The following is a 22,591-nucleotide window of genomic DNA, read 5'->3' as shown; positions in this document are numbered from 1 at the left end:
CGCTCGCATACCTGGGTCGCCACCGACCCCCATCCTCGGAACAGGCGAAAGATACTGCTGTCCAGCAACTTCAGGCATGACAACGATAACCTCGACTGTCGGCAGGATCCCCGGAAGCCGCTCCGCCGGTCACCCGGCACCGCACCGACCCGGAACGAGGCACGGGAGTCTCGGCGGATCTCATGCAGCCCGAGGTGACAGTCACCGATGTACATGTAGTTCGACACTCGCGCCACCTGGCGCGAACCGCGGCTTCCGGACCCGAGGTCGAATCGGGGGAGCGTAGTGACATTCCGAGAGTCCGTGGAGGCCTACTTAAAAGACTCTTATTTGTTTTATACCAACTTCATTGGACTCAAAGTACGTTATGTTGAGGGATGTCGAACTGGAGGGACCAGACAATGATCAACTTATACCTCCGAGGCCTGAACGAAGTCGCGGTAGTCGGCTCACATTGCGGTGACCTCGCCCTCGGGGTCGGGGGCACCTTACTCGGTCTGGCCGCGCATTCGCCTCGGCTCAGAATTCGTGCACTCTTGGTGTCCGGCGAGGAGTCCCGATGCGAGATCGAGGAGCGTCATGCGCTGGCCGCGCTCTGCTCGAACGCCGATATCGAGTTGTCCGTTCTCGACGTTCCTGCAGGCCACGCAATGCTCTACCGGAACGAGATCGGCGGCGCACTCGAGTCGTTCCGCCGCCGCTGCACGCCCGATGTCCTCTTCGTTCCACAGAGAGAGTCTGTGGACGAAGACCACCGCGTACTTGCCGAGGTCGCCGCCGGCCTCTTCCCACAACATCTGAGACTGGGATACGAGGTCTTCACCTCGGAGGCCGAACTCTCCCGCCTGACCATCTATCAACCCCTGACACGTCGGGTAGCCGAGGAGAAGGCACGAATCCTCTTGAAGCACTATTCGTCACTGTCCGACCGCGACTGGTTCGACGAACAGGCGTTCATCGGACTGGCACGGCTCCGCGGGGTACAGTGCCACAACCAGTATGCCGAGGCGTTCTCGGCCCAGAGCGCCGTCGTTCATTTCGACCAGACCTGATCGCCCGCTGCCTACCGGGGCCAGAACATCGACCATTCCTTCGCCGTCAAGTTGCCGTCCACATGGCCTTCGTCCCGCGCGGACGTCTCGGCCGCCCGGACAGCGGCGATGAACCTCAGAGTGACCGAGCGAAGTGCCTCTTCCGCCCCGCCCTCGCCGATACGAACGGTACGCAACTCCGGAGGGATGAGTCGATTCGGCAGCCCCGCCCGCCGAGCACGTTCGATCACCTTTTCGGCCAGCGCCAAGGACGGCTGGGAGAGCGCGATCCCATCGAGACAGGACGTTCGAGCCTTCTCCGTCTTCTTCGCGATCTCCCACGCTGCTTCCTGCTCCGCGACGTCGAGCGGACCGGTGTGCCCGTTGGTCAGGTGCGGGCTGCGCGCGGCCAGCTTGGCGACGAGCGTCGCCGCCACGTCGTCGACCGTGAACTGCCCGTTCGCCTCGGCGATCCGGGAGTGGAACAGCACCTGCAGCAGCAGGTCGCCGAGTTCTTCGCGGAGCTCGTCCGGATCACCCGACTCGACGGCGTCGAGAACCTCGTAGGTCTCCTCGATCAGATAGCGGCGCAGACTCTCGTGGGTCTGGGTGACCTCCCATCCCCCGAACGACCACAGTCTGTCCATCACGGCCGCCGCCTCGGCGAGAGCGGTGTAGTCGGTCATGCATTCACCGTCGCCGCGCTGTTCAGGTCCACCGAGCCCTGCGGCTTGCCGTCGAGGGCGAGCAGGAAGTCGGCGATGTACTGCAGCAGCGCCACATCGCGCACCCGATCCGATCCCACCCCGCCGGTCCGCGGGATCGGCAGCTGCACGAGACCGCTCGTCGCGCGGTACTGCGCTCCCGGGTACAACCGCTTGAGCCGCATCTGCTTCGAGTCGGGCAGCTCCATCGGCGAGATCCGGATCTGGGTGCCGGTGACCGCGACCTCCTCGAGGCCGTACTCGCGGCACAGCAACCGCAACCGGCCGACGGACACGAGCCGCTGCACCTCATCGGGCAGCGGACCGTAACGGTCGACGAGTTCGTCGACGACCGTGGCGATCGCGGCGTCGTCGTTCGCGGCGGCGAGCTTGCGGTACGCCTCGAGGCGCAGCCGGTCGGATGCGACGTAGTCGGCCGGGATGTGCGCGTCGACGGGAAGGTCGATCCGCACCTCCTTGGGCGCTTCGTCGGTGGTGACCGTGCGGCCGTCGGCCGCGGCCCGGTACGCCTCGACGGCCTCGCCGACGAGCCGCACGTACAGGTCGAAGCCCACGCCGGCGACGTGGCCGGACTGTTCGGCACCGAGAACGTTACCGGCGCCGCGAATCTCGAGGTCCTTCATGGCCACGGCCATACCCGCGCCGAGATCGGAGTTCTGCGAGATCGTGGCGAGTCGGTCGTAGGCGGTCTCCGTCAGCGGCTTCTCCGCCGGGTACAGGAAGTACGCGTAGCCGCGCTCACGCGAACGCCCGACGCGGCCGCGCAACTGGTGCAGCTGCGACAGACCGAGCGAATCCGCACGTTCGACGATGAGCGTGTTGGCGTTCGAGATGTCGAGGCCGGTCTCGACGATCGTCGTGCACACCAGCACGTCGAACTCGCGCTGCCAGAAGCCCTGCACCGTCTTCTCGAGCGTCTCCTCGTTCATCTGCCCGTGCGCGACCGCGACCCGCGCCTCGGGGACGAGATCGCGGAGTCGCTTGGCGGCCTTGTCGATCGAGCTCACCCGGTTGTGGACGTAGAAGACCTGGCCGTCGCGAAGCAGCTCCCGGCGGATCGCCGCGGCGACCTGCTTGTCGTTGTAGGCACCCACATAGGTGAGGATCGGGTGCCGTTCCTCGGGCGGGGTGAGGATGGTCGACATCTCGCGGATCCCGGCCATGCTCATCTCGAGGGTTCGCGGGATCGGAGTTGCCGACATCGTGAGCACGTCGACGTGCGTGCGCAGCGCCTTGATGTGCTCCTTGTGCTCGACGCCGAAACGCTGCTCCTCGTCGACGATCACGAGACCGAGGTCCTTCCAGCGGATCCCGGTCTGGAGCAGGCGGTGGGTGCCGACGACGATGTCGACGGTGCCGTCGGCCATGCCCTCGGTGATCGCGCGCGAATCGGATACGTCGGTGAATCGGCTCAGCCCCTTCACCGTCACGGGGAAGGCCGCCATCCGCTCGGTGAAGGTCTGCAGGTGCTGCTGCGCGAGCAGGGTCGTGGGGACGAGCACCGCGACCTGCTTGCCGTCCTGCACGGCCTTGAAGGCCGCACGCACCGCGATCTCGGTCTTGCCGTAGCCGACGTCGCCGATCACGACGCGGTCCATCGGCACCGCCTTCTCCATATCGGCCTTGACCTCGGAGATCACCGTGAGCTGGTCCTGTGTCTCCGTGAAGGGGAAGGCGTCCTCCATCTCCTTCTGCCACGGCGAGTCGGGCGCGAAGGCATGGCCGGGCGAGGCCTGCCGCGCCGCGTACAGCCGCACGAGCTCGCCCGCGATCTCGCGAACCGCCTTGCGCGCCTTGCGCTTGGTGTTGGCCCAGTCGGATCCGCCGAGCTTGCTGACGGACGGCAGCTCACCGCCGACGTACCGAGAGAGCTGGTCGAGCTGCTCCATCGGCACGAACAGCTTGTCGCCGGGCTGGCCCCGCTTGCCGGGCGCGTACTCGATGACGAGATACTCGCGGCGGGCACCACCGACCGTGCGCTCGACCATCTCGACGAACTTGCCGATGCCGTGCTGGTCGTGGACGACGAAGTCACCGGCGTTCAGGGCGAGCGGGTCGACCTGGTTGCGACGCTTGACGGGAGTCTTGCGGCCCTCGGTGACCACGCGGTTACCGGTGAGGTCGGCCTCGGTGACGACCACCAGCCCCGGCACCACGTTGTCGTCGTTGCCGGGGAGGACGACGCCCTCGTGCAGGCAACCGCGCATGACGCCGACCTGCCCGCGCACCGGTTCGGTGCCCGGTTCGAGCTTCGCGGCGGGGACCTCGTTCTCCTTCAGCCGCTCGAGGATGCGCTGTCCGGTGCCCGCACCGGCGACGACGATCACCGCACGGCCCCCCGCGGTGACGTGGGCGCGCAGGTTCACGAACAGCATCGACAGCAGGTCCTCGGAGCCGCGGACCTCGGGGGCCGGCTGCACGTCGAGGACGAGTTCGGTGTCGGCACCGGAGGCGAGCGGGCTGAGCGTCCACCACGGTCTGCCCGCGGCCTGCGCGGCCTCGCGCACCTGACGCAGCGACCGGTAGGCCGACGCGCCGAGATCGAGCTTCCGGCCGTCCACCCCGTTGAGGTTCGAGGTGTCGAGCGGCGCCGCACCACCGATCGAGGCGGCCGTCCACGACGCCTCGAGGAACTCCTGCCCGGTGCGGGCGAGATCGCTCGCACGGGTGCGGACCTTCTCCGGGTCGCAGATCAGCACGTGAGCCCCGGCGGGCAGAACGTCGGTGAGCAACTGCAACTCGCCGGGCTGCAGCACCGGCAGCAACGCTTCCATGCCCTCGACGGGGATGCCGCCGGCCACCTTGTCGAGCATCTCGACGAGCGCCGCATCGGCCGGGTTGTCCTCGGCGAGCTGCGCGGCGCGGGCCTTGACCTCGTCGGTGAGCAGCAGTTCGCGGCACGGCGGCGCGACGAGCACCGGCACGTCGACCTCGGAGATCGAACGCTGGTCGGCGACGGAGAAGCAGCGAAGTTCGGTGACCTCGTCGCCCCAGAACTCGACGCGGACCGGATGGTCGGCGGTGGGCGGGAAGACGTCGAGGATGCCGCCGCGCACCGCGAACTCACCGCGCTTGCCGACCATGTCGACGCGGGTGTACGCCAGTTCGACGAGCCGCTCGACGAGTTCCTCGAAGTCGTGTTCGGTGCCGACCCGCAGCGTGACGGGGTCGATCTCGCCGAGTCCGGGAGCCATCGGCTGCACCAGCGACCGTACGGTGGCGACGACGACCCGCAGTGCGGGCCCGAGATCGCGATCGTCGGGACGCGCGAGGCGACGCAGGACGTGCAGGCGACGGCCGACCGTGTCGGCGCTCGGCGACAGGCGCTCGTGCGGCAAGGTCTCCCACGAGGGGAACTGCGTGACGCCCTCGCCGAACATCTCGGTGAGTTCGGCGGTGAGATCGTCGGCCTCGCGTCCGGTGGCGGTGACCACGAGCAGAGGTGTCTTCTCGGCCAGCGCCGCCGCGACGAACGGCCGCGCGGCGGGTGGGGCGACGATCTCCTGTTCGGCGGAACCGGCGAGCTCGCCGATCCTGCGCAGTCTGTCGTCGGCCAGCGCGATCCGCGCCAATCCGGACAGTGGGACAGCGGCCGGGGGCACAGCAGACAAGGAAGGCGCTCCTGAGTGTGGGACGAGAACCTTGTCGAGTCTATTCCGCTGTTCCCCGCGCGTCACCGCGCCGGGGCGTGAAACGCGCTACCGCGCCGGGGGCGTGAAACGCGCTACCGCGCCGGGGGCGTGAAACGCGCTACCGCGCCGGGGGCGCGAGGAGGTCGGCGCTGTTTGCACCGAGGTCGCGCGCGGCCCACTCGGCCAGCCGTGCGAACAGTTCGTCGTCGTCCGCCTCGCGCCGGGTGTCATCGTCGGCGAGCCAGCGACGGCGCACCATTCTCAGCAGTGCCGCGCGGGTGCGGACGGGATCGGCGTCGAGCGCGAAGGTGACGAAAGCGTCGGGTGTCCACGCTTCGATACCCGATCGTTCCAGTGCCCCGGTGAGCTCGGGGTCGGCGGTGACGACGGCGTCGGCGTGGCACAGCAGCGCCACCGAGGTCACGTGTGCCTCCCTCGGTCCCGTCACGTGCGGCACCTCGCGGAGCACGGTGGTGGGCCAGACCACCCGGGCGTCGGGGAAGGCGCGGTCGAGTTCGGCGAAGAGGAAGTCGCGGGCGGGACGCAGCAGTTCCTGCGGCAGTCGGCGGTCCACTTCCGCGATGATTCCGTCGCTCCAGAAGGGTTGGTAGAGTCCGTCTTCGGTAAGGGCGAGCGCCACATCGCGCAGGCGGGGGCGGGCGAGGACCGTCGCATCGAGCACCACTCGAACCGGCATCGTCACCCTTCGTCGAACCGTCGGAACGGACCTTACCGTGCTGCCACGGCGGGCCGCGTCATGCTGTCAGAACGGGTCGTACAGTCCTTCGCGCCGCGTGAGATCGGCGAGTCCGTCGAGGACCGTCGTGACCACCTCCGCCTGCTGCTTCGCGAGGTCGAGGACGTCGGAGCGCGACACCCGCCGGTGCAGGCCGTGGAAGTCGGCGGAGAGTGCGCCCGTGTCGACCAGGCGCGCGACGTGCCGGCGGGAGCAGCCGAGGACGTCGGCGGCCTGGGCGATGGTGAGCAACGACGGCACGACACCGATCGTCACGGCGGTGTCGGACCCGAACCGGTCGAGCAGACCCGCCAGCGCCGCGGGGGCCTCCTCGGCGGAGAACGGCCCGAAGGTCACGACTGCAGCCGCAGACGGCGCTCCACGAACTGCCGGAAGTATTCGAGCTTGTTCGCCGGCACCAGCGCGGGCAGGATCATCTGCCACATCGCACCGGTCTGCTCTGCGAGCCGTTCGGTCGCCTTGAGAGCGTTCGCCATGATCCGGGCGCCCATCGACTGTTCGAGCAGCAGCAGGGAGACCGCGTGGACGTCGACGTCCTCGACGAGGTCGCCCTCGTCGGCGGCCCGGGCCGCGAGCTCCTGCAGGTTGTTCTGCCAGATCTCGTAGGGCCGGTGCTCGGTGCCCTGGTAGTCGCCGATCTCGACCAGCAGCCGGAACATCGCCCGCACCACGGAATCGGTCTCGGACATGTCGACGTGCAGGACCGACAGGTCGATCAGTGTCTCGAGCGCCGGGGAACGGCGGTCCATCTTGGACTCGGCGGCGGCCTCGAAGCGGACATAGCCGGAGTCGATCACCCCGCGCGCCAGTTCTTCCTTCGAACCGAAGTGGAAGTACAGCGCACCCTTGGTGACGCCGGCCTCCTCGATGATGTCGCCCAGGTTCGCGTCCGCGTACCCGTCGCGCACGAAGATCGTCGCTGCGCCCTGCAGCACCGATTCGCGTGTCACCTCTGCGCGTACTTGTCGTCCCACCACAGCCTGCCTTCTCACGGGTATCCCAACGATAACGCCACTTACCTGAAAGTAGAGAGCAGACGGTCCCGGAAACGAGAGGACTATTCGGAAACCGGGGGTTCCCCGAGCTTCGGGTCCGCTTCCAGACCGATGAGGCCGTTCCAGCACAGGTTCACGAGGTGGGCCGCGACGTCCTCCTTCGACGGAGTGCGGCGGTCGAGCCACCACGTCGCAGTGGTGGCGACCATGCCGACGAGAGCCTGGGCGTAGAGCGGAGCGAACTCCGGGTTGAGCCCCCGCCGGGAGAAGTCGCCGGTCAACAGCTTCCCCACCTGACGCATCGCCTCGTTGAGCAGACTCGAATAGGTGCCTTCCTCGGCGGACATCGGCGAGTCGCGCACGAGGATGCGGAAGCCGTCGGTGCGCTCCTCTATGTAGGTGAGCAGAGCGAGCGCGGCCCGCTCGACGCGGATCCTCGACCGGTTGCGGGTGAGGCTCTCGGTGACCATCGACATCAGCACGGTCATCTCGCGGTCCACGACCACCGCGTAGAGACCTTCCTTACCGCCGAAGTGCTCGTAGACGACCGGCTTGGAGACCTGCGCCCGCTGGGCTATCTCCTCGATGGAGGTGCCCTCGTAGCCGCGCTCGGCGAACAGGGCGCGACCGATTTCGATGAGCTGTTCCCGACGCTGCGTGCCCGTCATCCGGATCCGCGGAGTGCGCTCGGTTCGCTTCTGCGACGCCTGCGACACAGGTCCTCCTTCGGCGGCGGGACGTACTCGAACGTTCGACAGCCTATCCATTCCCGATCGCGCCACCCCAGGTTCGACGTCGACGCCGTCTCGTGCGAGGATCAGGGGCGCACGCCCGCCGGTTCCGCCGCGGGGGTGTGGCAATCCGCCGTGGTGTAATCGGCAGCACCTCTGATTTTGGTTCAGATAGTTCAGGTTCGAGTCCTGGCGGCGGAGCGGGAACCGTCCCGGGGAGCCTCAGCGCTTCCCCGGTGTACGCACGGACCGGCGTACAGAAACGTGTCGAGGGAGCTACATGCAGGTGCAGACCGCGATCGTCGTGCTGGCAGCCGGAGCAGGAACAAGGATGCGGTCGAAGACACCGAAGGTGTTGCACACCCTCGGTGGACGCACGATGCTCGCTCACTCCCTGTACGCCGCCGCCGCACTCGGACCCGCCCATCTCGTCACCGTCGTCGGGCACCGCCGCGAGGAGGTCTCCGCCGAGGTGAGCGCCGTCGCCGCGGATCTCGACCGCGAGATCCGGGTGACCGTCCAGGAGGAACAGCTCGGCACCGGCCACGCCGTGGAGTGCGGCCTCGGTGCCCTCCCCGACGACTTCGACGGCACGGTCGTCGTCACCGCCGGCGACGTCCCGCTGCTCCGCTCCGACACCCTGCAGGAACTGCTCGACGCGCACCTCGACACCGAACCTGCCGCCGTCACCGTCCTCACCACGACGGTGTCCGAGCCGACCGGCTACGGACGCATCGTGCGCACCACCGACGGCGACGTCGCCGGGATCGTCGAGGAGAAGGACGCCTCGCCGACGCAGCGCGCGATCCAGGAGATCAACACGGGCGTGTACGCCTTCGACGCGGCCGCGCTGCGATCCGCGCTCGGCAAGCTGAGCGCCGACAACTCGCAGGGCGAGCTGTACCTGACCGACGTCGTGAAGATCGCCCGCAACGAGGGCCACACCGTCCGCGGACTCCACACCGACGACGCGGTGCAGGTCTCCGGCGTCAACGACCGCGTCCAGCTCGCCGCACTGACCACCGAACTCAACCGGCGCCTGCTCGAGCACTGGATGCGCGAGGGTGTCACGGTGATCGACCCGGCTTCGACGTGGATCGACGTCGACGTCGTGCTCGGCGCCGACGTCACCATCCACCCGGGTGTGCAGTTGCGCGGCCGCACGGTGATCGCCGACGACGCGGAGGTCGGCCCCGACACGACGCTGACCGACGTGCAGGTCGGCGCCGGCGCCACCGTGATGCGCACCCACGGCTCCGACGCCGTGATCGGCGCGGAGGCCACCGTCGGCCCGTTCACCTACCTGCGCCCCGGCACCGAACTCGGCGCGTGCGGCAAGCTCGGCGCCTTCGTCGAGACGAAGAACGCGCAGATCGGAGCGCATTCGAAGGTCCCCCACCTCACTTATGTCGGCGACGCGGAGATCGGCGAGCACTCCAACATCGGGGCATCGAGCGTGTTCGTCAACTACGACGGGGTGAAGAAGTACCGCACGGTCGTCGGATCGCACGTCCGGACCGGGTCGGACACTATGTTCGTCGCTCCCCTCACGGTGGGCGACGGCGCCTACACGGGCGCCGGAACAGTACTCCGTCGCGACGTTCCTCCGGGGGCGCTGGCGGTGTCGGGTACGCCACAGCGCAATATTGACGGGTGGGTCCAGCGAAATCGCGCCGGTACCCCCGCTGCCGAGGCAGCATCGAGAGCACAGCAGCCGCACGACCACGATCGCCAGAAGGACGGCCAGAACCAGTGACCAATTGGATCGACAACCAGAAGAACTTGATGCTCTTCTCCGGCCGGGCCCATCCCGAGCTGGCAGAGCAGGTCGCGAAGGAACTGGGCGTCCCCCTCACCCCGCAGACGGCACAAGACTTCGCGAACGGTGAGACGTTCGTGCGTTTCGAGGAGTCGGTGCGCGGTTCGGATGCCTTCGTGCTGCAGAGCCATCCGTTCCCGCTGAACCAGTGGGTCATGGAGCAGCTCATCATGATCGACGCGCTCAAGCGTGGTTCGGCCAAGCGCATCACCGCGATCCTGCCGTTCTACCCCTACGCCCGTCAGGACAAGAAGCACCGCGGCCGCGAGCCCATCTCCGCCCGCCTGATCGCCGATCTGCTCAAGACCGCCGGCGCCGACCGCATCATCACGGTCGACCTGCACACCGATCAGATCCAGGGCTTCTTCGACGGTCCGGTCGACCACATGCACGCACAGGGCCAGCTCGCCGAGTACATCCGCGGCAAGTACGGCGTCGAGAACATCGCCGTGGTCTCCCCCGACTCCGGTCGCGTGCGGGTGGCCGAGAAGTGGGCCGACACCCTCGGTGGCGCGCCGCTGGCGTTCATCCACAAGACCCGCGACCCGCTGGTGCCCAACCAGGTCAAGTCGAACCGCGTGGTCGGTGAGGTCGAGGGCCGCACCTGCATCCTGATCGACGACATGATCGACACCGGTGGCACCATCGCCGGCGCCGTGAAGATCCTCAAGGAGGCCGGCGCGGGCGACGTCATCATCGCCGCCACCCACGGTGTGCTCTCCGACCCGGCCGCCGAGCGCCTCGCTTCGTGCGGCGCCAAGGAGGTCATCGTCACCAACACGCTGCCGATCCCGCCGGAGAAGCAGTTCGACTGCCTCACCGTGCTGTCGATCGCTCCGCTGCTCGCGCAGACGATCCGCGAGGTCTTCGAGAACGGCTCGGTCACCTCGCTGTTCAACGGGGTCGCCTGACCTTCCGCTCGACGACGGGGCAGACTTGTCCGGGTGTTCACCGGATTTCCCGTCGCGGCCCTCGACTTCTACGACGATCTCGAGGCCGACAACAGCAAAGCATTCTGGGCCGCGCACAAGGCCGTCTACGACGACTGCGTGCGCGGCCCGATGCTTGCCCTACTTGCGGAACTCGAGGAGGAGTTCGGGGAGGGCAAGGCCTTCCGCCCGTACCGCGACGTGCGGTTCAGCAAGGACAAGCTGCCGTACAAGACCCACCAGGGCGGATTCGCCTCCGTCGCGCAGAGCGTCGGCTACTACGTCGAGATCAACGCCGCCGGATTGCGGGTCGCCGCCGGCCTGTTCCACGGCTCGTCCGATCAGATCGCCGGTTACCGGACCGGGGTCGATCACGACCGTCGCGGCCCCGAGCTCAGGAGGATCGTGCGCAAGCTCGAACGCGCGGGATACGAGATCGGCGGCGACCGGTTGAAGTCCCGGCCGCGCGGCGTGGACGCCGATCATCCCCGCATCGAACTCATGCGTCACCGGTCGCTGTGGGCCGGTCGCACCGAGATCTCCCCGCCGTGGATCGACAGTCCGCGCACCCTCGAGGAGGTGCGTTCGGCGTGGCGTGAGTTCCGGCCGCTGGTGCGCTGGCTCACCGCTGCTACCACAACGTGATCCGGCAGACCGGGTGGTATGGAAATGCTGTGTGGCGCAATGGTTTGAAGGACGCGCCGGGACGGGGATGATCTTCGTCACGCCGCGTGAAATCGTCGCAGGTCGTGCGAGACCCCCCTCCCCTGCGTAACTCGGCTTTCACCTAAAGTGGCACCTCGTGACCGACGCGCAAACTCTCGAAGCCCCTACGGAAAACGCGACAATCCGAACGGTCCGACGATGGTCGCCGGGTGCGTGCGTCTGGTGCGGCGACACCGACTCTGTCGAGGTCTTCCGCAACGAACCTCGCTGTGCCACATGCCGTAAGCACGAAGCCGTCATCGACGAGGCCCGCAAATTCATGGGCATGTACGGCCTGCGCCCCATCGGCGGCACCCTGCAGTCCGACGACGAGGAGGAATACGAGCACCGCCTCGCCGCCCGCGAGGCCCGCCGCGCCCTCAACGACATCCGTCTCGCCGAGCAGCCCGACCCGGCGCTCGTGCGCAAGGCCTTGCGTCCCCGCGCCGCCGCGATCACGGAGGGCCACACCGGTTCCTCCGCGCAGACGTCGACGCGTCCGGCCTCCGCGACCCGCAGCTCGTCCGCTTCGGCCAAGCCGGCGAAGTCCGCGGCTCCGGTCCGGACGGGCGCCGTGGACGTCGAGGAGATCCAGACCCGGGCCCTCGCGCTGCTCGATCAGCTCTCCGCGATCGACGCGCAGCTCGCGCTCGTCGCCGAGCAGAACGGCCTCGCCGCCCGCGCCCGCCGCAGCGATCTGGAGAAGCAGAAGGCGACGATCCTGCGCACCCTCGCCGCACTCGAGAAGGCACGTCTGAGCGCATCCGGCAGCTAGTCGCCGGCTCACACCACCGCAGCCCCGTCCCGCTCCGTCGAGTCCGCTCGACGGTCCGGTGCCGGGGCTGCCGTCGTTACCGCACGTCACGACGGTTGTCGTTACCGCACCTCACGACAACGGACCAGGTAGTCTGTGATCGACCAAGAGCCTGTCGGGGGCACTGCTCGGGCCTTCCCGCCTGTGCAGATCCGGGCTGAAGCCTTCCGAAGGAGTGCGCGTGAGTGTTTCCGACTCCCCTCGCGTCGGTGCACCCGCGTGGCGTTCCTTGTCCTCGGCTCTGGCGCGACCCCGATTGTTCGCGTGTCTCGACCGGTGCTCCACGCTGACGGTGATCGACGCTCCCCCGGGTTTCGGCAAGCGGACGCTCATCGCGGGATGGCTCCATCGGGGCGGCGCACCCGACCACACGATCGTCTGGGTTCCCGAACTCACGGCGTCCGGCGACGGCGACCTGCCCGAACATGTGCTCGCGGTCCTCGCCGATCACCCGGCCGTCGAGGTCGCCGGCGGCGGTCCCGACGATTCCCCGTTCGAGCGCGTGGTCCGTACCTTCCGCGATCTGGGGTCGCCCTGCCTGCTCGTGCTCGCCTGTGTGTCGCCGCAGAACTCGGCCGAGGTGCTCGAAGCAACCCTTCGGCTGCTCGACCGGTGCCCCCTGCTCGATGCGATCGTCTGCCTGCCGGGAAACAGCACCGACATGACCGAGGTCGTCCTCCGCGGGATCGACTCCACGTACGTCCCGGCGGCCGATCTCGCGTTCACCATCGAGGAGACGGCGACACTGCTGTGTGACGCCGGACCGGAGCGCTCCGACAGCGAGTGCGAGGTCGTGTGTCGCGTGCTCGGTGGTGTGCCCACCCTGGTCTCGGCGGCCGCGGCCGTCGCCCGGAGCCGGCCCCAGCGCCTGATCGACTCCCGTGGACTGCCGACCCCGGCCTTGGCCCGCCTCGTGCGGACGTATGTGGAGAGCCGGCTCGACGAACTCGACGACGCGCACCGCGAGTTCGCGTTCTCGGTCGCCGCTGCCCACAGCGTCACCGCCGAGCGGGCGGCCGAACTGACGGGCGCGGCGGACCCCGAGGCCGCACTCGCGACGCTCGCCGCGGCCGGCCTCCTGACGGATTCGCCCTTCGACGATCCCCGGGCGTGGCGGTGGCCCGACGCCGTCCGCTCGTGCGTGCTCGACATCTCCCGCCGAGAGCAACCCGGACGTGTCGACGCCCTGCTCGTCGAACTCGCCCGGGCCCATCGCGACGCCGGCAGGCCCGCCGAGGCGTCGATCTATGCCGTCGAGGCCGGCGACTGGGAGACCGCCGTGGCGATCGTCGAGGAATCCTGGGCGCGCATGGTCGACAGTTCCTTCGACGTTCTCGTCAAGGTGCTCCGGCAGATCCCCGACCAGGAGCTCGGCGACCATCCGTCGGTCCAGGCAGGTCGCGCGCTGTTCACACAGATGCTCGACGAACATTCGATCCTGCACGCCTCCCTGCCCGCGGATCCCGACGAACTCACCGAGCTCGGGAAGACACCCGGCGCCGCGCAGGCCCTCTACGTCGCGACGGTGCAGACCCTGACCCTGCGGGTCTCGGGCGAATTCGGTGAGGCCGCGCGGTTGACGCTGCTGTTGCGTCCGCTCGTCGATTCGATCCTCGAACACCGGCCCGACGATCTCGGTCCGCAACTGCCGCTGCTGCGCGTGCAGTGGGCGATCACGCTCCAGCTCGCCGGATATCTGACCGAGTCCACCACCGTCTTCCGCCGCGCCTACCGCGGTGCGTACGCCGTGAACATCGCCTTCGTCATCCAGAACGCCGCGGGCAGCTCGGCGTTGAACTGGGCGGTGACGGGCGACAATCCGCGCGCCCGGGAATGGCTGCGCATCGAGAGCAACGCCGAGCCCACCGAGGGTCGCTGGGGCGAGATGGTCAAGGTGGGTGGTCTCGTGGCGTCCGCGCTCGTCCACCTCGACTCGCTCGAGCTCGACCGTGCCGTCGGATATCTCGACGAGCTCGGTGTCCCGCGGGTTTCGGAGGAACTCTGGGGATTCGTCGCCTACGGCCGGGCCTACTACAACCTGGCGGCGGGCAACGCCTACGACGGACTCACCGAACTGCACCGGCTCATCGCTTCACACCACGATCTGTTCGACCGCGGCGCGTTCTCGCGCATTCTGCTCGGGGCCGCCGAGATCGACCTGCAGCTGGCGCTCGGCAACGGCAACCTCGCGCGCGCCCTCGCCGAGGAGTCGCCGCAGACCCATCCGATGCTCGTGGTGACGAACGCGCGTGTCGAACTGTTCACCGGTCATCCGGAGATCGCGCTCAAGAAGCTCAAGCGTGTTCCGTGGACGGAGTGCGGCTTCCCGCGCGCACATGTCGAGGCGTTGCTCATCGAGGCGAGCGCCCACCTCGATCTCGACAAGAAGGACGCCGCGGTCCGCAGCTGGCAGCGGGCCTGCACGCTCGCCGAGGCCCTCGGCAACCGCCGCGCCTTCACCACTCTGGCCGAGGGTGTCGCCGCGCGTCTCGCGGAGCCCGGCGGTCTCACCGTCCCGGACGAGGCGATCGGGTCCGTCTTCACCGAACCGGTCACCCATGTCGAACTGTCCCGGCGGGAGACGGACGTGCTGGAGTTGCTGGCGCTGGGATCGACGCACGCCGACATCGCGAAGAAGTTGTTCGTCTCGCACAACACGATCAAGACCCAGTTGCGCAGCATCTACCGCAAGCTCGGCGTGCACACGCGGGTGGAAGCCATCGGCCGGGCGCGCGATCTCAGGCTGCTGCCGGTCCGCCGGTCGCTGTAGCCGAACGCGCACGCATCCGGGCGGTGAGCCGAAGATCGAGCGCCCACACGACACCCGCGAGCGCCGCCAGTCCGACACCGAGCACACACACCGCGGTCCACCCGCCGGCGCTCCACGCCATCGTGCCGAGCGCCGAACCGGACGCCGCACCGATGAAGTAGCCCGTCATGTAGACGGAATTGACGCGCGAGCGGGCGTCGGGGTCGAGGGCGTACACGATGTTCTGGTTGGTGATGTGCACGAGGTTGAGCGCGAGGTCGACGACGAGCATCCCGACGACGAACCACACCAGCGAGCTCGCACCCGCCGCGAGCGCCGCCCACGACGCGATCAGCGTGAACACTCCCACCGCCGTCGTCGGCGGTCCGTAACCGCGGTCGACGAGCCGGCCCGCCGCGGTCGCGGCGAACGCACCGGCCACCCCGGCCAGCCCGACGAGCCCGATCTGCAGGTCGTCGAGGCCGAAGGGCGGGTCGGACAGCAGGAACGCCATCGTCGAGAACAGCGCGCCCACCGACGCGAAACCCAGCCCGCCGAGCAGGGTCCGGGTGCGCAGGCGAGGATGCGTGACGATCAACGTCCCGAGTGATCGCAGCGTGCTGCCGTAACCCTGACGGACCACCGGTGGCGTCGCCGGCAGCACCCGCCACAACGCGAGCGCCACGATCACCATCGCGACCGCGCTCACCCGGTAGACCGTCGTCCAACTGTCGCCGAGTTCGGCGAGGATGCCCGCGACGCTCCGGGCCACGAGGATCCCGACGAGCAGCCCGCTCATCACGGTGCCGACCGCGCGACCCCTCGATTCCGGCGTCGCGAGGGTCGCCGCGAACGGCACCAGCACCTGCGCGGCCACCGAGAACAGACCGGCGACAGCGGTGCCCACCACGAGCACCCCGATGTTCGGCGCGAATCCGCTCAGCCCCTGCCCCGCCGCCGCGGCCAGCATGAGCATCACCGCCAGCCGCCGCTGCGGGAACATGTCGCCGAGCGGCACGAGGAACAGCAGGCCGAGAGCATAGGCGACCTGCGCGACCGTCACGGTGGAGGCGGCGGCCGATCGGGAGGTGTCCAGTGCTTCGGCGATCGAGTCGAGCAGCGGTTGGTTGAAGTAGTTGCCACCCACGCACAGACCCGTCGCCACGGCCATGAGCAACAGGACCGGGGTCGTCAGGACGGGACGGGAGGACGCCATGTCCTCCAGCGTCCCGTGTGGGCGCGTCGGAAGTCGAATCGGCTCGTCGGCCGCCTTTCGAGGACTACTCCCGGGAGGCGGCGAGCAGGACGAACCGTCCGTCCGGATCCACCCATTCGTGCCGGACCACGAATCCCGCGTCGGCGAGTTCCTGCGAGATTCCGACGAGGCGGAACTTCGCGGAGATCTCGGTCCGGATCTGCTCACCCTCGGCGAAGGAGATCTGCAGGTCGAGGCCCGGGATCGTCACGTCCATCGCCTCGGTCGCCTCGAGGCGCATCTCGATCCACTCGTTCTCCGGGTCCCAGACGGCGCGGTGCACGAACCGGGCGGGATCGAAGTCGGCGCCGAGCCGGTCGTTGAGCACCCGCAGGACGTTCCGGTCGAACTCCGCCGTCACGCCGGCCGCGTCGTCGTAGGCGGCGATCAGGGTGTCGCGGTCGATGACGAGACCGGCGCCGAGGAGCAGCCACTCGCCGGGATGGAGGATCGCGGCCGTCCCGGCGAGGAACTGTGCGCGTTCGCTCGGGACGAGATTGCCGATCGTGCCGCCGAGGAACGCGATCGCGCGTTTCCCGCCGGCCGGCAGATGCGTGAGCGAATCGGTGAAGTCGCCGACAACCCCGTGCACCGTCAGGTTCGGATACTCCGCCGCCAGCCGGGTGACGGCCGACCGCAACGCCGGTTCGGAGACGTCCTGCGGCACGTAGGTGTGGAGATACGGTTCGAGGGCGTCGAGCAGCACGTGCGTCTTCTCGGACGACCCGGAGCCGAGTTCGACGAGCATCTCGGGGCGGGCGGCATCGGCGAAGTCGGCGGCGTGCTGTCGCAGCAGTGCGAATTCGGTGCGTGTCGGATAGTACTCGGGCAGTCGCGTGATCTCGTCGAACAGTTCGCTGCCCCGCGCGTCGTACAGCCAGGTCGGCGACAGGTACTTGGGATCGGACGTGAGTCCGCGCCGTGCGTCCTCGCGCAGTTTGGCGTCGAGGTCCTCGGGGCGCAGATGCACGTCGACGATCACGGTGAACCGACCTCCAGTGGTGAGACGATGAGTTTGCCCGGCATCGCGGCGACGAGATGCCGGTCGGGTACGGGTTTCCAGCGGCTGTCGTCGTCGAACGGTTCGGACGCCACGATCGCGACCTGCTCGTCGACGAACGTCCACAGCGAGTGGTACCAGGCGGTGGCCCAGATCCCGGATTCGTTGCACAGCAACATGTTCAACCGTGATTCCGGTGCGAGTTCCAGCACGTCGTGGACGAGTGAGATCAGCGCCGGCTCGGGATCGGCCGAGCGCAGGCGCGACTGGAGCAGGAGCCACAGCGTGGCAGCATCGGTCGGTGATTCGAGCTGCAGCAGTTCGGCGACGGGAAGCGCGCCGGCGAGGGTGACGAGCGATCCCGGCCAGCCCCGGACGACACCGTTGAGACTGAACGCCCACCGGTCGTCGGAGAAGGGCGCGGCCGCCGACCGTTCGACGGGCATCCCCTCGGTGGCCGAGCGGGTCGCGGCGACGACGGTGCGCGACCGTATCGACGTCAGGCCTTCACCGACGAAGGGATCGGACCAGATCGGCAACGCCGACCGGTAGCGCCCGAAGGTGCCCTCGGCACTCCACCATCCGACACCGAATCCGTCGGCGTTGATCGTGCCTCCCCCACGCATGTCGGTGGGCGCCCACGACTGGCGGAGCAGCGAGTTGGTTCCGGTGGCCAGCAGTGCCGCGACGTTCGTCTCCGGCCCGATGTACGCCAGATGTCTACACATCGCCCGTCCCGTACGCGACGCGGAGCCCGGAGAAGATCTGACGGCGGATCGGCAGATCCCAGTTGCGGAAGGTTCCGCGGCACGCGACCTCGTCGGTTCCGAACGAGCCTCCGCGCAGAACCCGGTGTCCGTCGCCGAAGAAGACCTCCGAGTACTCGCGGTACGGGAACGCGCGGAAGCCCGGATAACCGGTGAACGGTGTGGACGTCCACTCCCAGACGTCGCCGATCAGCTGGTGCACCCCGAGCGGTGACGCTCCCTGCGGATACGCGCCGACGACGGCGGGACCGAGATGACGCTGTCCGAGATTCGCGTGGTCGGGACCGGGATCCTCGTCGCCCCACGGGAATCGGCGGCTGAGCCCGGTGGCCGGATCCCAGCGTGCCGCCTTCTCCCATTCGGCCTCGGTCGGAAGACGTCCACCGGCCCAGCGGGCGAACGCCTCCGCCTCGTGGAAGCACACGTGCACGACCGGCTCGTCCGGGTGCAGCGGCACCGTGCGGCCGAAGGCCGTTCGGCTCCATCCGGTTTCGTCGCGACTCCAGAACTGCGGGGCCTCGAGACGGGCGTCGAGGCGGTGCTGCCAACCTGCCTCGCTCCACAGTTCGGGCCGCTCGTACCCGCCGTCCTCGACGAACCCGAGGTAACGGCGGTTGGTGACGGGCACCGCGTCGAGTTCGAACTCCGGCACCTCGACGACGTGTGCCGGGCGCTCGTTGTCGAGGGCCCACGGATCGGTGGACGTGCCCATCTCGAATGCGCCGGCGGGGATCCGGACACGTTCGGTGTCGCGGACGGTTCCGGTGCGCGGCGCTTCCGGCGCGTCGAGCAAGGGTGGACCCTGCCGTAACTGGTGCGTCGCGAGCATCGTCTCGCCGTGCTGCTGTTCGTGCTGCGCGACCATCGCGAAGACGAAACCCTCGCGGGTCAGATCGTCGTCGAATGCACTGTCTTCGAGCACATCCCAGGTGAGCTCGCGGACGGCACGCGCGTAACGGCGGGCGGCGTCGGGGTCGAGCAGCGGCAGCCCCGTGCGGGTCGCGCGGGGATGCCGGAACGCGTCGTAGAGATCGTCGATGTCGCCGCGAACCGCAGGGCGCCTGCCCGCGACCCGCACGAGCCAGCGCTCCTCCTGGTTGGCGATGTGCGCGAGATCCCACACCAGCGGGCTCATCAACGGCGAATGTTGTGCGGTGAGATCCTGTTCCGGCACGGAGGCGAGTACCTCGGTGCGGGCACGCGCCCGCTCGAGGTGCCGCCTGAGCGCAACACGAGCAGGTGTCACCGCACCTCCTCACCCGGCGCCAGACCGCGCAGGCACCGTGCCGCGGCCGCGTCGAGCGCCGCGGTGAACCGCATGTCGCGGGAGGACTCCGCCGCGAGCGAGAGCAAACCCGCTGCGGCAGCACGCAATTCGAGCGAGGCGAGACCGACGCGGGCCGCCTCGGACCACTGGTCGCGCACCGGCGCGGCGATCGCGCACGCCTCCGCGGAGACCTCGGGCGCCGACAGCAACGCCTCGAGAGCCGCGACGGGCACCTGCCACGACTCGGCCGGCTGGGCGTCGAGATAACGCACCTCGAGATGCCCGCACGGACGAACAGGCGGGAACAGCGTCGTCATGTGGTAGTCGAGGTCGTCGATGGTGGGTCGACGGTGGATGTCGGCGTCGAGCTCGCCCGCGAGCCACGCCGCGAAGGTGGCGCCAGGCGGTGCGTACCATTCGGGCATTTCCGAACGCACGCAGGTCAGCGGTGCGTCGAGCACCCATGCGGGGTAGTCGGCGGGATGGTCGACGTGACCGAGGGCGGGATCGAGTTCGAGCCACGTGCGCATCCGCTGCGACGCCCAGTCGCCCTCCGGAGCACCTCGCAGCCGGGGCGAGCACGCGAAGGCCGCGATCATCGCCGGGCCGATGGCGTGGAGCAACTCCCAGCGCTGCACCACCTCTGCCTCGTCGCGTCCCGCGTCGACGGAAACCTGTATGGACGCAGTGCTGTTCATCATCAACCGGCCCATCGGGCCGATCCGGTCGTAGCGGAGTTCCATCGCTCCGTAGCGCGGGGTGCGCAGCAGACGGTGGGGAGGCCGCACCTCGTCGGCGGCGCGGTCGAGCATGGTCACCGACCGGCGGGCCAGCAACGCCCGGAGCATGCGGAGGTCGGCCGTGAGCCGATCGCACACCTGCCGTGCCGAAGTGCACGGCACGCTCGACAGCTCGATCTGACCACCCGGCTCGACGCTGACCGCGCTGCCCGACGGCAGGGGACGGGCCGACGACGACGGCGCCACCGTGCGCGGCGCGTGGGGCCCGAGGGCCTCGACGAGCCTCGTGAGTTCGGGACGCGATTCGGTGCCGTCGGCCCGCGCGGTGAGCCATTCGAGCTCGACCCCGATCAGCCTGGGGATTCCCAGCCGGAATGCCCTGCTGCGGACGTGGTCCTCCGCTGCTGCTCGGGAGCCGAGTTCCTTGCGGGCACGGGAGGCTGCGGCATCGACTGCCATTGCCATTCGTCCACCCCCTCGGCCGGTGCGCCAGGTCTGCGGTCGAGACTAACCCGCCGGGGGACACGACGCGCGGATAACGCACCGGTGCGTGCGCGAACGCACTCCACCGGGCAGGCTCGACCCCGACGATACGGACGACGGAGGAGGTGAGCGGCCCGTGCTGGACCTCCAGGCTGCCCGACGCGACACACCGGGATGCTTCGACCGGGTCTTCCTCGACAGCGCCGGCTCGTCGCTGCCCCCGGCACCGGTGCTCGAGACGATGCTCGCGCACCTGCGCCGCGAGGCCGAGATCGGCGGGTACGTGGCGGCCGACGAACGGCTCGACGACCTGACGGCCGTGAAGACCTCGCTCGGCCGCCTGTTCGACGTGCCGGAGACCTCCCTCGCACTGTCCGACGGCGCCTCGCGGGCGTGGACGTCCTTCTTCTACGCGGTGCCGCTGCGACCCGGCGACCGCATCCTGATCTCGCAGGCCGAATACGCCGCGAACGCGATCGCCGCGCTGCAGCGCGCGCGGACGACCGGCGCCACCGTCGAGGTCGTTCCGTCCGATCCGTCCGGCCGCGTCGACGTCGAGGCGCTCGAGGGGATGCTCGACGAACGGGTGCGGCTGGTGTCCGTGGTGCACGCCCCCACCAACGGCGGGCTGGTCAACCCGGTGCGGGAGATCGCCGACGCCGCGCACGCGGTCGGGGCGCTCGTGCTGCTCGACGCGTGCCAGTCGGTGGGGCAGCTGCCGGTGAGCGTGCCCGAACTCGATGTCGACGCACTGTCGGGCACCGGGCGCAAGTGGCTCCGCGGGCCGCGCGGCACCGGTTTCCTCTACGTGCGGCCGCGCCTGGTGAGCGAACTCGAACCGGCCGTTCTCGACCTGCACAGCGCCTCGTGGACCTCGGCCGACAGCTACGAACTCGCTCCGGACGCCACCCGCTTCGAGATGTGGGAGGCCGGAGTGGCGGCCCGGCTCGGGCTCGGCGCGGCCGTGGACTATCTCCTCGATCTGGGTGTCGACGCCGTGGCCGAGGCGGTGGCCTACCGGGCCGGGCACGTGCGCGAGGGGCTCGCGGGCATCGACGGCGTCACCGTCACCGACCTCGGCGAGCAGCGCAGCGGCATCGTCTCGTTCACCGTGGACGGCCGCGACCCGCGGGAGGTCCGCGACGCCCTGGCCGAGCGGTCCGTGACGGTCACGGTCAGCAGCCGCAGTTCGACGCTGCTGGACATGACCTCGCGCGACCTGCAGTCGGTGGTGCGGGCGTCGCCGCACTACTTCGTCTCCCCCGCCGACGTCGACAGGTTCCTCGCCTCGGTGCACGACATCGCCCGGTCGTGAAGCTCACGCGCGTCGACGACAGGGCTGTTTGTCCCTGATCGACGTCGTCCGGTAAAGTGGTTCGAGTTGTCTCGGCGAGGGTGAACCGCAATATCGCTGGATCACCGTGATCGACGCGGCTGCGACGGAAGCAATGTGCTCCCCGGTCGCACGTGTCGGATCCGTTCGTTCGAGAACACCCGACCACCAAGTGCCACCAGCGTAGGAGCCGTCACATCATGTCCGACGAGAATCGTCTCGTAGCCAGCGTCCGCACCGAGTTCGGCAAGGGTGCCGCACGCCGCGCCCGTCGCGCCGGCCAGGTCCCCGCCGTCCTCTACGGCCACGGCACCGAGCCCCGGCACCTCGCCCTCCCCGACCTCGAGTTCGCAGCCGTGCTGCGTAACCACGGCACCAACGCCATCCTCACCCTCGACGTCGACGGCGAGGATCAGCTCGCGCTGACCAAGTCGGTCGTCGTCCACCCCATCCGTCGCTACATCGAGCACGCCGACCTGCTCGTCGTGAAGAAGGGCGAGAAGGTCACCGTCGAGGTGCCCGTCGTCCTCTCCGGTGAGGCCGGCTCCGGCACGCTGGTGGTCAACGAGGTCAACACGATCAAGCTCGAGGCCGACGCCCTGAACATCCCCGAGGAGATCACCGTCTCGATCGAGGGCGCCGAGGCCGGCACCCAGATCCTGGCCGGTGGCGTCGAGCTGCCCGCCGGCGCGACCCTGCAGGACGATCCCGAGCTGCTGCTCGTGAACATCGTCGAGGCTCCCTCCGCCGACGCCCTGGAAGGCGCCGAGGGCGAAGAGACCGCAGAAGAGGCCTCCGAGGAGGCCTGAGCCTTCACCGGCTCCCTGTGAAGTCACTCGTGCGGCGCGTCATCCCTTCG

At 69.0% G+C, this 22,591-nt stretch carries 19 protein-coding genes and 1 tRNA gene; 9 read left to right on the top strand and 11 right to left on the bottom strand.

Annotated features, from left to right (window positions below; genetic code table 11):
- The first annotated feature begins 539 nt into the window (after window positions 1-539).
- On the top strand, window positions 540-1,052 hold the full coding sequence (locus NVV99_RS07505; RefSeq protein ID WP_313906243.1) for a PIG-L family deacetylase: 513 nt from the start codon (window positions 540-542) through the stop codon (window positions 1,050-1,052).
- Window positions 1,053-1,063: 11 nt separating this feature from the next.
- Here NVV99_RS07505 and NVV99_RS07500 read toward each other — a convergent pair whose 3' ends face one another.
- The 6 genes from NVV99_RS07500 to NVV99_RS07475 all read right to left on the bottom strand — a co-directional run bounded on the left by NVV99_RS07500 (window position 1,064) and on the right by NVV99_RS07475 (window position 7,808).
- Window positions 1,064-1,717 (bottom strand): MazG family protein, encoded by a 654-nt coding sequence (locus tag NVV99_RS07500; protein ID WP_041803563.1) that lies wholly within the window; start codon window positions 1,715-1,717, stop codon window positions 1,064-1,066.
- On the bottom strand, window positions 1,714-5,367 hold the full coding sequence (gene mfd, locus NVV99_RS07495) for a transcription-repair coupling factor (protein ID WP_260782790.1): 3,654 nt from the start codon (window positions 5,365-5,367) through the stop codon (window positions 1,714-1,716). The genes NVV99_RS07500 and mfd overlap by 4 nt, the downstream gene beginning before the upstream one ends.
- A gap of 139 nt (window positions 5,368-5,506) precedes the next feature.
- Entirely contained in the window at window positions 5,507-6,085 is a 579-nt protein-coding gene (locus NVV99_RS07490; protein WP_039584602.1) for a PIN domain-containing protein, read from the bottom strand.
- A gap of 66 nt (window positions 6,086-6,151) precedes the next feature.
- Window positions 6,152-6,481, bottom strand: coding sequence for a helix-turn-helix domain-containing protein (locus NVV99_RS07485; protein WP_024103234.1), 330 nt, complete (start codon window positions 6,479-6,481; stop codon window positions 6,152-6,154).
- Window positions 6,478-7,119, bottom strand: coding sequence for a ScbR family autoregulator-binding transcription factor (locus NVV99_RS07480; protein ID WP_024103233.1), 642 nt, complete (start codon window positions 7,117-7,119; stop codon window positions 6,478-6,480). The genes NVV99_RS07485 and NVV99_RS07480 overlap by 4 nt, the downstream gene beginning before the upstream one ends.
- Window positions 7,120-7,202: 83 nt before the next feature.
- Window positions 7,203-7,808: a TetR/AcrR family transcriptional regulator gene (locus NVV99_RS07475; protein WP_024103232.1), complete on the bottom strand. Its 606-nt coding sequence runs from the start codon at window positions 7,806-7,808 to the stop codon at window positions 7,203-7,205.
- Window positions 7,809-8,000: 192 nt separating this feature from the next.
- Here NVV99_RS07475 and NVV99_RS07470 point away from each other — a divergent pair.
- The 6 genes from NVV99_RS07470 (at window position 8,001) to NVV99_RS07445 (ending at window position 14,908) form a co-directional block, all read left to right on the top strand.
- Window positions 8,001-8,072, top strand: a tRNA-Gln gene (locus NVV99_RS07470).
- 79 nt (window positions 8,073-8,151) lie between these two features.
- Window positions 8,152-9,627: a bifunctional UDP-N-acetylglucosamine diphosphorylase/glucosamine-1-phosphate N-acetyltransferase GlmU gene (gene glmU, locus NVV99_RS07465; RefSeq protein WP_006553848.1), complete on the top strand. Its 1,476-nt coding sequence runs from the start codon at window positions 8,152-8,154 to the stop codon at window positions 9,625-9,627.
- On the top strand, window positions 9,624-10,601 hold the full coding sequence (locus NVV99_RS07460; RefSeq protein ID WP_024103231.1) for a ribose-phosphate diphosphokinase: 978 nt from the start codon (window positions 9,624-9,626) through the stop codon (window positions 10,599-10,601). Before glmU ends, NVV99_RS07460 begins: the two co-directional genes overlap by 4 nt.
- Before the next feature lie 33 nt (window positions 10,602-10,634).
- Entirely contained in the window at window positions 10,635-11,264 is a 630-nt protein-coding gene (locus NVV99_RS07455; protein WP_024103230.1) for a DUF2461 domain-containing protein, read from the top strand.
- A 157-nt stretch (window positions 11,265-11,421) separates the two neighbouring features.
- A complete protein-coding gene (locus tag NVV99_RS07450) occupies window positions 11,422-12,099 on the top strand; it encodes a hypothetical protein (RefSeq protein WP_006553845.1) in 678 nt (225 codons plus the stop codon).
- A gap of 220 nt (window positions 12,100-12,319) precedes the next feature.
- A complete protein-coding gene (locus NVV99_RS07445) occupies window positions 12,320-14,908 on the top strand; it encodes a LuxR C-terminal-related transcriptional regulator (RefSeq protein ID WP_041803562.1) in 2,589 nt (862 codons plus the stop codon).
- Here NVV99_RS07445 and NVV99_RS07440 read toward each other — a convergent pair.
- The 5 genes from NVV99_RS07440 to egtA all read right to left on the bottom strand — a co-directional run bounded on the left by NVV99_RS07440 (window position 14,877) and on the right by egtA (window position 20,381).
- Window positions 14,877-16,103, bottom strand: coding sequence for an MFS transporter (locus NVV99_RS07440; protein ID WP_019288756.1), 1,227 nt, complete (start codon window positions 16,101-16,103; stop codon window positions 14,877-14,879). The two genes, NVV99_RS07445 and NVV99_RS07440, sit on opposite strands and share 32 nt — an antisense overlap.
- Window positions 16,104-16,167: 64 nt before the next feature.
- Window positions 16,168-17,124 (bottom strand): L-histidine N(alpha)-methyltransferase, encoded by a 957-nt coding sequence (gene egtD, locus NVV99_RS07435; protein ID WP_006553842.1) that lies wholly within the window; start codon window positions 17,122-17,124, stop codon window positions 16,168-16,170.
- Window positions 17,121-17,870 (bottom strand): ergothioneine biosynthesis protein EgtC, encoded by a 750-nt coding sequence (gene egtC / locus NVV99_RS07430; protein WP_024103228.1) that lies wholly within the window; start codon window positions 17,868-17,870, stop codon window positions 17,121-17,123. Before egtC ends, egtD begins: the two co-directional genes overlap by 4 nt.
- Window positions 17,863-19,155: an ergothioneine biosynthesis protein EgtB gene (gene egtB, locus NVV99_RS07425; protein WP_024103227.1), complete on the bottom strand. Its 1,293-nt coding sequence runs from the start codon at window positions 19,153-19,155 to the stop codon at window positions 17,863-17,865. Before egtB ends, egtC begins: the two co-directional genes overlap by 8 nt.
- Window positions 19,152-20,381, bottom strand: a complete 1,230-nt coding sequence (egtA, locus tag NVV99_RS07420; protein WP_024103226.1) for an ergothioneine biosynthesis glutamate--cysteine ligase EgtA — start codon at window positions 20,379-20,381, stop codon at window positions 19,152-19,154. The genes egtB and egtA overlap by 4 nt, the downstream gene beginning before the upstream one ends.
- Before the next feature lie 154 nt (window positions 20,382-20,535).
- Between egtA and NVV99_RS07415 the strand changes: the two genes are divergently transcribed.
- Window positions 20,536-21,714, top strand: a complete 1,179-nt coding sequence (locus tag NVV99_RS07415; RefSeq protein WP_024103225.1) for an aminotransferase class V-fold PLP-dependent enzyme — start codon at window positions 20,536-20,538, stop codon at window positions 21,712-21,714.
- A 218-nt stretch (window positions 21,715-21,932) separates the two neighbouring features.
- A complete protein-coding gene (locus NVV99_RS07410; RefSeq protein ID WP_006553837.1) occupies window positions 21,933-22,541 on the top strand; it encodes a 50S ribosomal protein L25/general stress protein Ctc in 609 nt (202 codons plus the stop codon).
- Window positions 22,542-22,591 lie beyond the last annotated feature (50 nt).

It is taken from the genome of Rhodococcus sp. PAE-6 (assembly GCF_025290685.1).
Taxonomy (GTDB): domain Bacteria; phylum Actinomycetota; class Actinomycetes; order Mycobacteriales; family Mycobacteriaceae; genus Rhodococcus; species Rhodococcus pyridinivorans.
Note: the sequence above shows the minus strand (reverse complement) of the source record. Positions and strands in the feature narration are given on the sequence as shown.